Annotated in this window: 13 protein-coding genes and 1 tRNA gene; 12 read left to right on the top strand and 2 right to left on the bottom strand. The window is 41.5% G+C overall.

Going from position 1 to position 15,780, the window contains the following annotated elements:
- Positions 1 to 59: 59 nt before the first annotated feature.
- From HMPREF3108_RS09300 to rsmA, 6 genes are read left to right on the top strand one after another with little or no spacing between them, the layout of a single operon-like run.
- Positions 60 to 830, top strand: a complete 771-nt coding sequence (locus HMPREF3108_RS09300; RefSeq protein ID WP_070494359.1) for a TatD family hydrolase — start codon at positions 60 to 62, stop codon at positions 828 to 830.
- Positions 823 to 1,392 carry a ribonuclease M5 gene (gene rnmV / locus HMPREF3108_RS09295; RefSeq protein WP_371106297.1) on the top strand — a complete coding sequence of 190 codons (570 nt, stop codon included), beginning with the start codon at positions 823 to 825 and terminating at the stop codon, positions 1,390 to 1,392. The genes HMPREF3108_RS09300 and rnmV overlap by 8 nt, the downstream gene beginning before the upstream one ends.
- An 11-nt stretch (positions 1,393 to 1,403) precedes the next feature.
- Complete coding sequence (locus HMPREF3108_RS09290; protein ID WP_070494358.1) at positions 1,404 to 2,258, top strand: SDR family NAD(P)-dependent oxidoreductase; 855 nt, start codon at positions 1,404 to 1,406, stop codon at positions 2,256 to 2,258.
- Positions 2,259 to 2,294: 36 nt separating this feature from the next.
- Complete coding sequence (locus HMPREF3108_RS09285; RefSeq protein WP_070494356.1) at positions 2,295 to 3,710, top strand: SseB family protein; 1,416 nt, start codon at positions 2,295 to 2,297, stop codon at positions 3,708 to 3,710.
- An 11-nt stretch (positions 3,711 to 3,721) separates the two neighbouring features.
- Positions 3,722 to 4,057: a hypothetical protein gene (locus HMPREF3108_RS09280; protein WP_048778074.1), complete on the top strand. Its 336-nt coding sequence runs from the start codon at positions 3,722 to 3,724 to the stop codon at positions 4,055 to 4,057.
- A complete protein-coding gene (gene rsmA, locus HMPREF3108_RS09275) occupies positions 4,054 to 4,926 on the top strand; it encodes a 16S rRNA (adenine(1518)-N(6)/adenine(1519)-N(6))-dimethyltransferase RsmA (protein ID WP_048778072.1) in 873 nt (290 codons plus the stop codon). The genes HMPREF3108_RS09280 and rsmA overlap by 4 nt, the downstream gene beginning before the upstream one ends.
- 78 nt (positions 4,927 to 5,004) lie before the next feature.
- Here the strand turns inward: rsmA and HMPREF3108_RS09270 are convergent.
- Positions 5,005 to 5,086, bottom strand: a tRNA-Leu gene (locus HMPREF3108_RS09270).
- A gap of 175 nt (positions 5,087 to 5,261) precedes the next feature.
- Here HMPREF3108_RS09270 and HMPREF3108_RS09265 point away from each other — a divergent pair.
- The gene (locus HMPREF3108_RS09265) at positions 5,262 to 9,965 is read left to right on the top strand and encodes a Cna B-type domain-containing protein (RefSeq protein WP_070494354.1); all 4,704 of its coding nucleotides are present in this window, start codon (positions 5,262 to 5,264) and stop codon (positions 9,963 to 9,965) included.
- A 119-nt stretch (positions 9,966 to 10,084) separates the two neighbouring features.
- Here HMPREF3108_RS09265 and HMPREF3108_RS09260 read toward each other — a convergent pair whose 3' ends face one another.
- Positions 10,085 to 10,999, bottom strand: a complete 915-nt coding sequence (locus tag HMPREF3108_RS09260) for a CPBP family intramembrane glutamic endopeptidase (protein ID WP_048778069.1) — start codon at positions 10,997 to 10,999, stop codon at positions 10,085 to 10,087.
- A gap of 345 nt (positions 11,000 to 11,344) precedes the next feature.
- Between HMPREF3108_RS09260 and rsgA the strand changes: the two genes are divergently transcribed.
- The 5 genes from rsgA to HMPREF3108_RS09235 are packed head-to-tail and all read left to right on the top strand — an operon-like array spanning position 11,345 to position 15,714.
- Positions 11,345 to 12,223 (top strand): ribosome small subunit-dependent GTPase A, encoded by an 879-nt coding sequence (gene rsgA / locus HMPREF3108_RS09255; protein ID WP_048778066.1) that lies wholly within the window; start codon positions 11,345 to 11,347, stop codon positions 12,221 to 12,223.
- 17 nt (positions 12,224 to 12,240) lie between these two features.
- Positions 12,241 to 12,900, top strand: a complete 660-nt coding sequence (rpe, locus tag HMPREF3108_RS09250; RefSeq protein ID WP_008808219.1) for a ribulose-phosphate 3-epimerase — start codon at positions 12,241 to 12,243, stop codon at positions 12,898 to 12,900.
- Positions 12,893 to 13,525: a thiamine diphosphokinase gene (locus HMPREF3108_RS09245; RefSeq protein WP_048778064.1), complete on the top strand. Its 633-nt coding sequence runs from the start codon at positions 12,893 to 12,895 to the stop codon at positions 13,523 to 13,525. The genes rpe and HMPREF3108_RS09245 overlap by 8 nt, the downstream gene beginning before the upstream one ends.
- Position 13,526: 1 nt before the next feature.
- Entirely contained in the window at positions 13,527 to 14,783 is a 1,257-nt protein-coding gene (locus HMPREF3108_RS09240) for a DNA recombination protein RmuC (RefSeq protein ID WP_048778062.1), read from the top strand.
- Positions 14,773 to 15,714: a 3'-5' exoribonuclease YhaM family protein gene (locus tag HMPREF3108_RS09235; protein ID WP_070494352.1), complete on the top strand. Its 942-nt coding sequence runs from the start codon at positions 14,773 to 14,775 to the stop codon at positions 15,712 to 15,714. Before HMPREF3108_RS09240 ends, HMPREF3108_RS09235 begins: the two co-directional genes overlap by 11 nt.
- The last annotated feature ends 66 nt before the right edge of the window (positions 15,715 to 15,780 follow it).

Below are 15,780 nucleotides of genomic sequence, written 5' to 3'. Positions count from 1 at the left end.
TCTGATTTTTTAGGTCATTTTTGGTATAATAAAGGACAGGAAATACAAGGAAGTAAACCATGAAGATTTTTGATACACACACGCATTTAAATGTGGAAGAATTTGATGGTCGAGAGGCAGAGGAGCTTCAATTAGCCAAAGAAATGAGTGTTGTTGCACACAATATTGTCGGTTTTGATCGGCCGACCATTGAGCGCGCCTTGGAGTTAGCGGACAACTATGATCAGCTTTATGCTACGATTGGCTGGCATCCGACTGAGGCTGGGACTTATGATGAGGCGGTGGAAGCTTATCTGCTGGATAAGCTTCGACACCCCAAGGTGGTGGCTCTGGGCGAGATTGGGCTGGATTATCACTGGATGACAGCGCCAAAGGATGTTCAGGAGCGGGTGTTTCGCCGACAAATCCAGCTCTCTAAAGAGCTGAACATGCCCTTTGTCGTTCACACACGTGACGCATTGGATGACACCTATGAGATTATCAAGAGTGAGGCTGTCGGCTCTAGAGGCGGCATCATGCACTCTTATTCGGGTTCTTTGGAAATGGCAGAGCGCTTTATCGAGCTAGGAATGATGATTTCCTTTTCTGGAGTTGTGACCTTTAAGAAAGCGACAGATATTCAGGAGGCTGCGCAGAGCCTGCCTTTGAACAAAATCCTCGTCGAGACGGATGCACCTTATCTGGCGCCTGTTCCCAAACGTGGTCGAGAAAATAAAACAGCCTATACCCGCTATGTGGTAGAGAAAATTGCTGAGCTGCGTGGGCTTACTGTCGAAGAAGTAGCACAAGCGACCTATGCCAATGCAAAGAAGGTGTTTGGGCTTGACTGAGAAGATAAAAATCCCTCAAGTAATCGTCGTTGAGGGCAAGGATGACACAGCCAATTTGCAGCGGTTTTACCAAGTTGATACTTACGAGACGAGAGGATCTGCGATCAATGAAGAAGATCTAGAGCGGATTGAGAAACTGCACCAGCTACGTGGGGTTATTGTCTTTACCGATCCAGACTACAATGGTGAGCGCATTCGTCGAATAATTATGGAGGCTGTGCCAACTGCTCAACATGCCTTTCTCCGACGAGATGAGGCAACTCCCAAGTCTAAGAACAAAGGTCGGTCGCTCGGAGTAGAGCACGCTTCATTTGAGGATTTACAGCAGGCATTGGCTGGTCTGGTTGGACATTTCGATGATGAGGACGACTTTGACATCACCAAAAGTGACCTTGTGCGACTGGGACTACTTATGGGAAGCGACAGCCGTCAGCGTCGAGAGTATCTGGGAGAGGAGCTCCGTATCGGCTACTCCAATGGTAAACAGCTCCTCAAACGCTTGGAGTTGTTTGGGGTGACCTTGGCGGAAGTGGAAGAAACCATGCGTAAGTATTCAGTCTAACGGAGTAAGGAATGAAAAAAGTAATTATTACGGGTGGCAATAGTGGTATTGGTTATCAGGCTGCTAAACAGTTAGCTGAAAAGGGCTGGTCAGTGACCTTATTTTGCCGGCGAAAAGAAGCTGCTGAGCAAGCCTGTGAGAAAATCCGCCAACAAACAGGAAATCCACGTGTAGATTATATCTTGGCTGATTTATCTGATATGAAAAGTATCAAGAAAGCGGTAGAACAGTATATCCAAAAAGAAGAGACTTTAGATGTTTTAATTAACAATGCGGCTGATTTTGATTTGTCAATCAAAAGTCCCGTGATGACCAAAGATGGATTAGAAAAGCAGTTTGCTACAAATGTGGTTGCTCCCTTTTTGCTTTCTACCTTGTTGAGAGGCTTACTAGAAAAGTCTGAGAGTGGTCGGATTATTAATATTTCTTCTCAAGGGTTGGTGCTGTATCCTTTCATAAAGCTTGATTTTGAAAATTTATCTGGTCAAAAACATTACAGCCCTGCTAAGACCTATTATCAGAATAAGTTGGCCTTATTGATGCTGTCGCTTTATATGCGGAAACATTGGAAAGACATCAAGGTGCAGGCAATCCGTGTGACCAATGTCAAAGTAGATATGAACCGCTATGATCACCTCAGCGCTTTTATGAAAAATCTGTATAAAATTAAGTCAAAATTTTCGATTAGTCCTGAAGAAATGGCGAAAGTCTATACAGCCTTATCTACAGAAGATGGTTATGAGGGCTTTTTGTATGACGAGAAATGCAGGGAAGTAAAAGCAAATGCATCTGCTTATGAGGAAGAAGAGCAGAAAAAACTTTACACCCTGCTAGAGCAAATGACCTGCGTAAATGACAATGTATAAAGAGTTAGAAAATAAAGTCCATAAGGAGAAATAGCATTGGCTTGGTTTAATTTTGGGAAGAAAGAAGAAAAGATAGAAACTACAACAGAAGTTGAAAAAGAGACCAGTGAGACAAGTACTTGCTTGGGAGTGTTTGACTTCTTTGCACTTGGGAAGTCCGATCAGCTGTTGATCTTGGGCAGATTGAAAGGGAATTTAAAGTTAGGCGACCGTCTGCAAGTATGCAATCCTGGCGAAAGCTTTGAGTCTTTTGGCGAGCTGACGGTTGAAAAATTAAGCAATGGAAAAGAAGATTCTAACTCCTTGGCGGACGAGGCCCTTGCCCATATTGTTGTAACTGCATCTGAAATCGCAGGTCGACTTAAAAAGGGGAGTGTTCTCTATACGTCCAAGATAGATGAGCGCCAGCTTTTATCTAGTTATACAGATGCCCTGTATACATCTTTTGTGGAAATGCAGAATGGAGATATGAGCAATGAAGACTATCTGCGAGCTAGTTTAGAAGATAGTGTTGAAATTTTGCGTTTGTTCTTATGGGATTGTAGAGAAAATCGACAAAATGGGAGTGAAGAAGAATATCAAAAAAATCTGGCTAAAATTGCCCACCTTGAGGAAGTTGTAAGAGATAAGTTGCTTGAAGCAGATGAGGTCTATGTGATTTATTCGCAATTAACAGGAGAGCCCTATATGTTTTCGAAGACATATGACCGTGGAGATGATGGCTATCTGTGTACTGATCCCTTGATTCACCTCTCGACTTCTCGTTGGTACCATCATTACAAAGAAACGTTTGACAGTCAGCCAAATACCCAAGTGAGACGGATTGAAAATACAGAGGACAAGGAAGCTATTAAAAACTTCTTGGGTTCCGCTTTTTACCTTAATGGTGCTCTAGGAATTATCATGAATTCAGATGATGTGTGCATCAAGGCTCAAAGCTTGGTAGAAAAACCTGATTTTTCAAATCTACCTGAGATTCAGGTGCCTGTCATGAATCCTGATGTAGTGAGATGGCTACTCTTACTTGGACAGCTAGGTAAGCCAGATACAGAAGACAAACAGCTGGTAGACAGGCTTTATTATGGCTTCCTATCAAAGGCAGTACCTAAGGCTAAATTCCTCATTCCGGTGCGAAGAGGGGAGAACTTCCCTGAAGCGAGCGAAGAAGCAAAGGAAGTAATGTTGGAAAGAGGGGCTAGTTTAGATTTACCAGTTCGAGAAGGAAAAGATGGCCGACAAGCTATCTCTCTCTTTACAGACTGGAAACGTCTGCGGATGGTTTTTGATGAAGAGTGGGACGGTATGATTGAGCCGGCAGGAAATATGATTGCTATGTTTGACTACATTGTCAATGGGACAGAGTATCTAAAAGCAGGATGTTATATCAGTCAAGATTCTTTCAAAGAAATGGAAAAAATAAGTGCTGAGTTAAATGATGCTTCAAAGCAGTAGAAGAGGTAAATATGAAGATTATAGTTGATAGAGTCTCGGTTAGTGCAGGAGATGATACTGTTCCGCATAAGACAGAATATGAAGTGCCTGAAGAAATGACGGTAGGAGCTTTCTTTGCTTTTCTTGAAGAAGATAGTTATCTCCCTCTTGTTCAAGGAAATGATGTTGCATGGGAACTTCGCAATATCAATGGGGAACAGGGGGCCTACTTTACAAAAACAAAAGAGATGTTTCAATCAGATGCCTTGTTAAAGACAATAATTGAAGAGGCAAATGGTGATAGCCAATTTGAGTTGATTTACCATTCTACACCTGAAAATTATTTAAAAAGAAAAGAGAATAGATGAGAATTGCAGATTATAGTGTGACCCGTGCCATTCTGGAGCGTCACGGTTTCACTTTTAAAAAATCTTTCGGTCAGAATTTCCTGACTGATACCAACATCCTCCAGAAAATTGTGGATACTGCTGAGATTGATAAAAAGGTCAATGTCATTGAAATTGGTCCTGGTATTGGGGCATTGACGGAGTTTTTGGCAGAAAATGCTGCGGAAGTCATGGCCTTTGAGATAGATGATCGGTTGGTGCCGATTTTAGCGGATACTCTGCGTGATTTTGACAATGTGACAGTGGTCAATCAGGATATTCTCAAGGTTGATTTGGCCCAGTACATAGCAGAGTTTAAGAATCCAGACCTACCTATCAAGGTAGTGGCAAATCTGCCCTACTACATCACGACGCCGATCCTCATGCATTTGATTGAGAGTGGGATTCCTTTTAGTGAGTTTGTCGTGATGATGCAAAAAGAAGTGGCAGATCGGATTTCGGCTCAGCCTAATACCAAGGCCTATGGTAGTTTGTCGATTGCGGTCCAGTATTACATGACGGCCAAGGTTGCCTTTATCGTACCGCGGACAGTCTTTGTGCCTGCTCCAAATGTGGATTCGGCAATTCTCAAGATGGTGCGAAGAGAGCAACCAGCAGTTGAAGTCCAGGACGAGAAATTCTTTTTCAAGGTCACCAAGGCTAGCTTTGTTCATCGCAGGAAAACTCTCTGGAATAATCTGACTAGCTATTTCGGTAAGTCTGAAGAAGTCAAGACCAAGCTTGAAAGAGCTTTAGAAAAAGCCGATCTTGTGGCCAATGTTCGAGGAGAAGCGCTAGACTTGGCAGCGTTTGCTCGCTTGAGCGATGCTTTGAGAGAAGAAGGCCTATAATAGAGTTTGGAATGATTTGTATCAAAATTGGATAAAAATAAAAATGAGAGAGCCACTTGACTCTCTCGTTTTTTCTTATGCGGAGGAAGGGATTTGAACCCTCACACCCTACGGGCACATGCGCCTGAAGCATGCGTGTCTGCCGTTCCACCACCTCCGCCTACTTTCTATTATAACATATTTTTTAAAAATGCCAAGAGTCATTGTAAAAAGTAAAATAGCAAAGAAAATGTTTTAATTTTTGATATATATCGTTAATGATATTGTTATTGATAGGACTATCTGATACAATATGGCTAGTGAGTATTTATATACAAAAATAAAAGGAGAATATAATGAAATTTAAAGCATGGCTCTTGTTTTTTTTATTGCCTGTTTTATTTTTGCTTGACATGAATGTCTTTGCAGAAACAGCTCAGGCTCAGAATTTGAAAAATGCGATTACAGAGATAAAAATCTGGGATCACGCAAATGGACGAGAAGCTACCAAAGTTAATGGAGCATACAACCTAGTTCAAGGCGGGAATTATCGCTATGAGCTAACTTTTGACTTGTCAGCTTATGATAATAGGTTGAATGACGGAGATACCTTTACCTTCACAGTTCCAAATGGAGCAACGATTGCTAATGGTACAACTTTTAACCTAACAGATAATGAAACACAGGTCCAACTTGGGGTTGCCAAGTTGCAGTCAAATGGTTCTGGCAAAGGTGGGGTTATCACCGTTACCCTTCAAAACCTGTCAGAGTATCAGGCCAAAACGACTTCAAGTGGAGTGAAGGGAAGCTTCTTCTTTGACTTCCAAGCAACGAAAGTGGGCGCTGAGCAGGACTGGAAATATAATCCCGAAGAGACTCAAGGGACCATGAGTCACAAGGTCACCATTAATGAGCGCAAACAGAGTGGTTTTTCAACAGCAGGAGAAAACTTTGCTAAGATTGGTGGAGTTATCGCTAAGAAACCATACAACTCAGCCATTCTCGGCAAGAGTGGAGACTATTCACACAACTGGACAGTACGGATTAATACTCAACAAAAGACTTATAACTCTCCGATCGTAATCAAGGACTCTATTCCAGATGACAGCGCGCCGATGCAATTTGTCCCAGAACAATTAGTCCTTCGTCAAGGGGAATACACTCAAAGTTTATCAAGTATCGCGAATTCGGTTATCTTAAAAGAGGGACAGGATTACACAATTACCTACAATGAGACATACACCGAGTTCACTTTGACTATTCTGAATCCAAGTAATCACGCCTTTATGTTGAACTATATGACAACTTCTCCAGCTGATGGATCCTTGGTGTCGAATACAGTTCAAATGGAAGTTGATAATCAAACGTTACCTTTCCGAGATGATCGACCTACTAATAAGGCTCCTACTATCGAACGTAGTAGCCGGATTACAGAAGGTGGAGTTATTACGGCGAACATCAGCAATAGTCTAGTCATCTACAAACAGGATTCTAAGACAGGTAAGATGCTGGAAGGAGCTGTCTTTAAAGTGACAACTCCAAGTGGTGAGGAAATTATCTTGCCACCAACAGACGCCAATGGTCGTGTTTCAACACAAGCTTTCTCTGATGCTGAAATTAAAAAAGGTCAGTTTACAGTGGAAGAGGTAACTGCTCCTGAAGGATATGTACTAGACAATAAGCCAATTAAGGTGACTATCAAGGCTGAGGGAGCAGTTAGAACAATTAAGAATGAACTGGATCCAAATGCCAGCAAAACTTTGACGATTAAGAAAGTTTGGAAAGATGAAAGTAATCAGGACGGTAAGCGTCCAGCTTCGATTGCTGTAGACATCTATGCTGATGGTCAAAAGTTGGCAAACAAAACCTTGACAGTGACAGGTGGAAGTACAGATGCTGAATGGACAGCTCAAGCTACAGATCTGCCAATCTTTGATGCAAGCGGTAAAAAAATCACCTATACAATTGGTGAGGATCAGGTAGAGGGCTATGAAGCTCCTGTAGTGGATCAGGATAATCTTACGATTACCAATAGTCGTACGCCAGAAAAAATTTCTATGAAAGCCAGCAAAAAATGGGAAGATGGAGAAAACCAAGATGGCAAACGTCCGGCCAATGTTGTTGTAAAACTATACAAAGAAGTAGGTGGTCAAAAATCAGAAGTTGCTAACCGCACTCTGACCGAAGCTGACCAGTGGGCAACTGAATTCACTGACTTGAACAAGTATGAAAATGGACAAGAAGTCGTATACTCTCTAGAAGAAAAAGCAACTGCGGACTATCAATCTCAAGTTACTGGAAACGCGACTGAAGGATTTGTTGTTACAAATACCCATCAGCCAGAAACCACTACAGTTTCTGGTCAGAAGAAATGGGACGATGCGAACAACCAAGATGGCAAGCGTCCTACTTCTGTAAAGATCAAAATTATGAATGGTGATAAAGTTGTTGATGAACAGGAAGTGACATCTGCTAACGAATGGAAATACGAATCTAAGTCATTGCCTAAGTATGCAGCAGGCCAAGAAATTGTTTATACAGTAAGTGAAGAAGCAGTAGCAGGCTACACTAGTAAGGTAGAAGGTTATAATGTTACCAACTCTTACACACCAGAAACAATCAAAATTTCTGGTCAGAAGAAGTGGGACGATGCAGACAACCAAGATGGCAAACGTCCTACTTCTGTAAAGATCAAAATTATGAATGGTGATAAAGTTGTTGATGAACAGGAAGTGACATCTGCTAACGAATGGAAATACGAATCTAAGTCATTGCCTAAGTATGCAGCAGGCCAGGAAATTGTTTATACAGTAAATGAAGAAGCAGTAGCAGGCTACACGAGCAAAGTGGACGGCTACAACATCACCAACTCTTACACTCCAGAAACGGTCAAGATTTCTGGTCAGAAGAAATGGGATGATGCGGACAACCAAGATGGTAAGCGTCCAGCTTCTGTTAAGGTTAAAATTCTGAATGGTGATACGGTTGTTGATGAGCAAAATGTTACTTCCGCTAACGACTGGAAGTATGAGTCTAAGGCCCTGCCTAAATATGCAGCTGGCCAAGAAATTGCTTATACTGTGACGGAAGAAGCAGTAGCAGGCTACACTGCTAAGGTAGAAGGTTACAACATCACTAATTCTTACACGCCAGAAACAACGACGGTATCTGGAAGTAAGACTTGGGATGACAGCGACAATCAAGATGGCAAGCGTCCAGCTTCTATCACGGTTAATCTGTTAGCTGACGGTCAAAAAATCAATAGCCAAACAGTCGGAGAGGCAGAAGGTTGGTCTTATAACTTTACTGGCTTACCAGTCTACAAAGATGGTCAACGGATTACCTATACCGTGACAGAGGATGCTGTGCCAGGTTATTCAACCAATCTCAACGGCTACAACATTACCAACTCTTACACACCAGAAAAGACAGAAATCTCTGTAAGCAAGTCCTGGAATGACAGTGAGAATCAAGATGGTAAGCGTCCAAGTAAGATTAAGATTAAGTTGATGAAGACAGTTGGTGGTGTCAAGGCAGAAGTTGCTAGTAAAGAAGTGACGGCTGCTGATCAATGGAAAACCAAATTTGAAGATCTGCCAGTCTATGAAAATGGTCAAAAGATTGTTTACTCTATTGAAGAAGATGGTGTAGCTGGTTACACAACAGAAATCAAAGATTTTACTGTTACTAACTCTTATACTCCAGAGATGGTTAAGATTTCTGGTCAAAAAGTCTGGGATGATGCTGACAACCAAGATGGCAAACGTCCAGCTTCTGTTAAGATTAAAGTGAAAAATGGCGATGCTGTTGTGGATGAATTTGAAGTGACAGCCGCTACAGACTGGAAGTTTACATCGAAAGAACTTCCTAAGTATGCAGCAGGTCAAGAAATTGCCTACACTGTAACAGAAGAAGCAGTTACAGACTATCAGACCAAGATTGATAATTTCACTATTACCAATTCTTACACCCCTCAAAGTACAGAATATGCTGTGACGAAGGTCTGGGATGATGCAAGCAATCAAGACGGCAAGCGTCCAGCATCTATCACAGTTCAACTGTATCGCTCAGTCAATGGTCAAGAGCCAGTTGTTGTCGCAGGTAAGACTCTGACTTTGACAGCTGATAATCAGGTAGCTGCCAACACTTGGAAGGCAAGCTTTACCAATCTGCCTCAATTTGATAAGGGTCAATTGATTACCTATACTGTCAAAGAGGATGATGCGACAGTTGCTATATTGAAAGAGAAAGGCTATAGTCCGAAAGTAGAAGGTCAAATCCTTACCAATTCTTATACTCCAGAGCAGGTTAAAGTTTCTGGTCAAAAGGTTTGGGATGATGCAGACGATCAAGATGGTAAACGTCCAGCATCTATTACAGTTAAAGTAATGGATGGAAGCACTATTGTTGACACACTTGAAGTAACTGCTAATAGTGGTTGGAAGTTTGAATCTAAAAACCTTCCTAAGTACAGAGATGGGCAAGAAATTGTCTATACACTTTCTGAAGATGCTGTTACTCAATATGAGACCAAGATTGACAATTTCACTATCACCAACTCTTATACTCCAGAAACCATTAAAATTTCTGGTCAAAAGGTTTGGGATGATGCCAATAACCAAGATGGCAAGCGTCCAACATCTATCAAGGTCAAGATTTTGGATGGAGACAAGGTAGTAGATGAGCTGGAAGTGACAGAAGCTACTGGTTGGAAGTTTGAATCAAAAGCCCTGCCTAAGAACAATAAGGGCAAGAAAATCACTTATACTGTTGTAGAAGAAGTAACGGTTGAAGGTTATAGTAGCCATCTGGAACAGGCTAGTGATGGAAGTTATATCTTGACTAATAGCTATAAACCAACTAAAAAAGAAGGTACAGATTCTAAGGACTCTAAAGATCCTAAAGGTTCTGCAGGCAAGCTTAGTACTCAAGCTTCGAAAGGAGCTGGGAAAGCTCTTCCTCGTACAGGACAGGATGACAGTCTTTTTGTCTCAGTGCTTGGAATGTTGACAACACTTCTTGCAGGAGTTCTGTGGATGTCTAAAAGAAAATGTAACTAATTAGTTTGTTCTCTTTGGATAGAACAGAGAAAAGCTTTAATAATACAAGATAAAAAAGCGGATAAGCCCTACATGGCTTATCCGCTTTTATTATATCATCATCCATAAAACTCTATTCGCTAGGGGGCATCTGGATAAAGAGTATTTTGTTCTTGAGATGTATCTTTCAAGATGAAGATAGCCCACAAGAGAGCTAAAATGAAGACAACCAATCCAGGAACTCCTCCCTCAGGTCCGAATTGTCCACCTGTGATAAGTGTACGATTGGAAGTTGTAAAGTACATCAAGGAAGACTCACTGTCGAAACCACTGACATGGAAACCATAAACGTTACCCATGATGAAGTTCCAAGCGAAGTGGAAGCCACAAGGTCCCCAGATATTTCCGCGCTTCAGGGCGTAAACGGCTGTGAAAAGACCAAAAACGAATAGGTGGACAGTTGAGAGCCAAGAAGCACCATTATTATCCAAATGGAAATATGAGAACATGGTAGAAGCAATCAAAATGGCTATGTAGGTGTTTTTATGATAGGAAATAATGGGGATCAACCATCCACGAATGTAAATTTCTTCTGCAGCTGTTTGGAAAATATAGCCAATGAGAACTAAAATCCAAGAAACGAGGAAAGGCAGACTAAATTGGATGCGGTCAAACTTAGCATCTCCTGTAATGAAGAAGACGATTAAGACGGTAGTAATCATGATGGTCCCCACCAACACACCTTTAGCGAATTCGGGAAGGTCGTTTCCTCTAGAGAACCCCATGGTTCGTATCGGTCGTTTTTCAATGAATTTAACCCAAAGGAAGAAGGCGATAATGGTGTAGAGGAAGGACCAAAGGTCCAAAATATTCCACCAGTCAGGAATCCAACTTTGTTTGTCTAAGAAAAAGTTAGTTGAAGCCCTACTAATCGGAGACATATATTGGGTAATATAATAAAGGATGAAGGGAGCTAAAAACCAAGGAGTCAAAAACTTCCCTTTTTTGACATTGGAAATGAGCGGGTTGCTCTTTGAGAGAAATGAAAGGCTCATAAATAACCTCCTTATAGCTAGCATGAAGCATTAACGAAGTCAGAGGCCTGTTTCTTGATGAAGAAGTTTCTGCTTCACTGGAATTCCAGTAGTAACCAGATGGACAAGTGCCTTGTGATTGTCACCTTCCCTTCTAATTGTACTTGTCCCATTCCTCACACGAGGCATATAGATGTTTGTTATTTACCTCTCTATTATAAAACTTTTAGAAAGCGTTTACAACGCCCTGTCTTTATTTATACTGAAAATCTTACAACTAAAGAATTTGTGGCTTTCTTAGTAAACATGTAAGCTAAATCAAACATTTTTTGTTATAATGGGTGTACTAACTTTTAAGGAGTAATCTTGCAAGGTAAAATCATTAAAGCCTTGGCTGGTTTCTATTATGTAGAGTCGGCTGGGCAAATTTATCAAACCAGAGCTAGAGGAAATTTTCGAAAAAAAGGACAGACACCCTACGTTGGCGACGAGGTTGAATTTTCAGCAGAAAAGGACTCAGAAGGTTATATTTTAAAAATAGCAGAGCGCAAAAACAGTCTTGTGCGTCCTCCGATTGTGAATATTGACCAGGCGGTTGTTATCATGAGCGCCAAGGAACCAGATTTCAATCCAAATCTCTTGGATCGTTTCTTGGTTCTCTTGGAACATAAGGGGATTCATCCGATTCTCTATATCAGTAAACTGGATTTACTGGATTGTGAAGATGAGCTAGATGAATTTTTACAAGTCTATCGAACAATTGGCTATGATGTGGTCCAAAGCGTTGAGGAATTGTTACCTCTTCTAGCGGATAAAATAACTGTTTTCATGGGACAAACAGGAGTTGGGAAATCAACTCTTCTCAATAAGATTGCCCCAGATTTACAATTAGAGACAGGCGAGATTTCTGAAAGTCTGGGCCGAGGTCGTCATACGACACGGGCTGTCAGCTTTTACAATCTGAACGGTGGGAAGATCGCTGATACGCCAGGATTTTCGTCATTGGATTACGAGGTGAGTACGACTGAAGATCTCAATCAAGCTTTTCCTGAGATTGCTGAATTTAGCAAGTCCTGTAAGTTTCGTACTTGTACCCATACCCATGAGCCAAATTGTGCAGTCAAGCCAGCGGTCGAAAGTGGTCGGATAGCAATTTTTCGCTTTGATAACTATCTGCAATTTCTCAGTGAGATTGAAAATCGTAGAGAAACCTATAAAAAAACAGCTAAGAAAATACCTAAATAGGAAACAGGAGAAAAACTATGACACAATTTAAAATTTCACCATCTATCTTGAGTGCTGATTACGCTAATTTTGAAAGTGAATTGAAAAGACTAGAAGCGGCTGGAGCTGACTATGCTCATATTGACGTAATGGACGGCCACTTTGTTCCTAATATCACCTTTGGAGCGGGTGTTGTAGCTAGCATGCGTCCACATAGCAAATTGGTGTTTGACTGTCATCTGATGGTTACAAATCCTGAAAAGCATATCGAGGATTTCGTTCGTGCTGGAGCAGATATTATCACAATCCATGTCGAAGCAACTCCTCATATCCACGGTGCCCTCCAACAAATCCGTGCCGCAGGAGTAAAAGCAGGTGTCGTAATCAATCCAGGTACTCCGGTTCAAGCAATTAAGCACGTCTTAGGCTTGGTAGACCAAGTCTTGGTGATGACTGTGAACCCTGGTTTTGGCGGACAAGCCTTTCTACCTGAGACCTTGGTTAAAGTTAGTGAGTTAGCTAGCCTTCGGGAGCAAGAACAATTACAATTTGATATCGAGGTTGATGGTGGCATTGACAATCAGACCATTAAGCTAGCAAAAGAAGCTGGTGCTAATGTCTTTGTAGCAGGTAGCTATGTCTTTAAAGGTGATGTTGACCATCAAGTTCAAACCTTGAAGGAAGCCTTACATGACTAAGGTTGTTCTAGTTGCTGGAGGTCAATTAGAAGAATTACCCTCAGATGCTGACGTATGGGTCGGTGTGGATCGAGGTAGCCTTTACTTGATAGAGCAGGGAATAGTTCCCGATTTGGCTGTAGGTGACTTTGACTCTGTATCCTCGCAGGAATTTGAGCTGGTTCAAAGGAAAGCTAAAGAGGTCCTACGTGCCCAGCCAGAAAAAGATGATACAGATCTTGAGTTGGCTGTCGCAGCTACTTTTGAGCGCTATCCAGACGCAAATGTTACTATTTTTGCTGCTTTTGGAGGCCGTATGGATCATACTCTAGCCAATGTTTTTCTTCCTAGCAATCCAAAGATTGCTCCTTATATGGAGCGACTTGCTTTGCAAGATGAACAAAACCTGCTTACCTATCGACCGGCAGGCAAACATTTAATCGATCCTATAGAAGGAATGGCCTATGTTGCCTTTATGCCAACACAGGATATTGCCTTGACCATTGAAGGAGCCAAGTATCCTTTAAATGAAAAAAATTTTTTCTTTAAAAAAGTCTATGCTTCTAACGAATTTATAGGTGAGCCCATTTCCCTGTCTTTTGATTCTGGGTATGTGGTGATTATGTATAGTAAAGATAGGAAATAAGATGGAGATACTTATCATCATTTTGCTGGTAGCCAATCTTCTTTTGACTTTCTTGCTTTGGCAGAGCCAAACACAGCAAAAGAAGGATGTTCAAGAAATCTTGGAAGCGCAAGCTGACCATTTATCAGATCAGCTTGATTATCGTTTGGAGCAGGAAAGACAAAATTCCTTGCTTCAACAAAAAAATCTAGAGATAGGCTTGGGAGATCGTTTTGGTTCTCTACACACAAGTTTGCATCGGGATTTGACAGATTTACGGGCAGAAATCAGTGATAATTTGACAAAGAATCGCGATAAGACAGATGAACGCATGAAACAGATTCAAGAGTCTAATGAATTACGTTTAGAGCAAATGAGGCAGACAGTAGAAGAAAAATTGGAAAAGACTCTTCAGACTCGCCTTCAAACCTCTTTCGAGTCTGTTTCTAAGCAATTGGAATCGGTCAACCGTGGTTTGGGCGAAATGCAGCATATTGCGCGTGATGTCGGAACCCTTAATAAGGTCCTTTCAAATACTAAAACCCGTGGTATTATGGGCGAGTTACAGCTGGGTCAGATTATCGAAGATATTTTGACTCCAAGTCAGTACGAGCGGGAGTTTGCTACTGTTTCAGGCTCTAGTGAAAGAGTTGAGTATGCAGTCAAGTTGCCTGGGCAAACTGATCAAGACTATGTTTATCTACCGATTGATTCGAAATTCCCCTTGGCTGATTACTATCGCCTGGAAGACGCTTATGAATCTGGTAATAAAGAAGAAATTGAACTCTATCGCAAGGCCCTGCTAAATAGTGTTAAACGCTTTGCAAAAGACATTCGTAGCAAATATTTAGCACCACCCGCTACAACTAACTTTGGGATTATGTTTTTACCGACAGAGGGTCTCTATTCAGAAGTTGTCCGCAATCCAGAATTCTTTGACAACCTTCGCAGAGAAGAGCAGATTGTGGTGGCTGGTCCATCGACTTTATCAGCCCTGCTCAACTCCTTATCCGTTGGGTTCAAAACTCTGAACATTCAAAAGAGTGCAGATGACATCAGCAAGGTTTTGGGAAGTGTGAAACTGGAATTTAATAAATTCGCAGGTATCTTGGTTAAGGCGCAGAAGCATTTGCAGCACGCTTCGGGAAATATAGATGATTTGCTTACGCGCAGAACAAATGCCATTGAGCGAACCTTACGCCAGATTGAATTGTCAGATGAAGATTTGCATATAGACCTGCTTGATGTGCCAGAAGAAAGGGAAAATCATGAAAATTAACCAAATGAAAAAAGATGAATTTTTTGAAGGGTTTTACTTGATTAAATCAGCTGAAGTTCGACAGACGAGGGCAGGAAAGGATTATATCGCCTTTACTTTTCAAGATGATAGCGGAGAGATCGAAGGGAAACTCTGGGATGCCCAGCCCCATAACGTAGCCGAATATACAGCTGGAAAAGTTGTCCATATGCAAGGACGCCGAGAAGTCTACAACAATACTCCTCAGGTTAATCAGTTGGTTTTACGTCTTCCTAGATCAGGTGAACCTAACGATCCAGCTGACTTTAAAGAAAAACCTCCAGTGGATCCGAAGGATTTGCGAGATTATTTGGCCCAGATGATTTTCAAGATTGAAAATCCGGTTTGGCAACGTGTTGTTCGAGCTCTATACGGTAAGTATGACAAGGAATTTTATTCCTATCCTGCGGCCAAGACCAATCATCACGCTTTTGAATCAGGCTTAGCCTTTCACACGGCGACTATGGTTCGCTTGGCTGATGCGATTGGAGATATCTACCCTCAGCTCAACAAGAGTCTGCTCTTTGCTGGAATTATGTTGCACGATTTAGCAAAAGTAATCGAACTAAGTGGCCCCGATGACACTGAATACACAGTTCGTGGCAACCTAATCGGCCATATTGCTTTAATTGACGAAGAAATCACAAAAGTTCTTCTAGAATTGAAAATCAACGACAGTAAGGAAGATGTGATTGTTTTACGTCATGTTATCTTGAGCCATCATGGCTTGTTAGAGTACGGAAGTCCTGTTCGTCCAAGGATTATGGAGGCTGAGATTCTTCATATGATTGATAACTTGGATGCGGAAATGATGATGATGACAGGGGCTCTGGCCAAGGTAGGGGAAGGAGAAATGACCAGTCGTATTTTTGCTATGGACAATCGATCCTTCTATAAACCGAATTTAGATTGAAGAAAAAACGAAAAATGAGCATTATATTTGAAATAATGTTCGTTTTTTTTGATAGAGTATGTTATA

The organism is Streptococcus sp. HMSC10A01, from assembly GCF_001807785.1.
Classification (GTDB): Bacteria; Bacillota; Bacilli; order Lactobacillales; family Streptococcaceae; genus Streptococcus; species Streptococcus gordonii.
The sequence above is the reverse complement of the archived record's forward strand: the minus strand, read 5'-3'. Positions and strand labels throughout refer to the sequence as shown.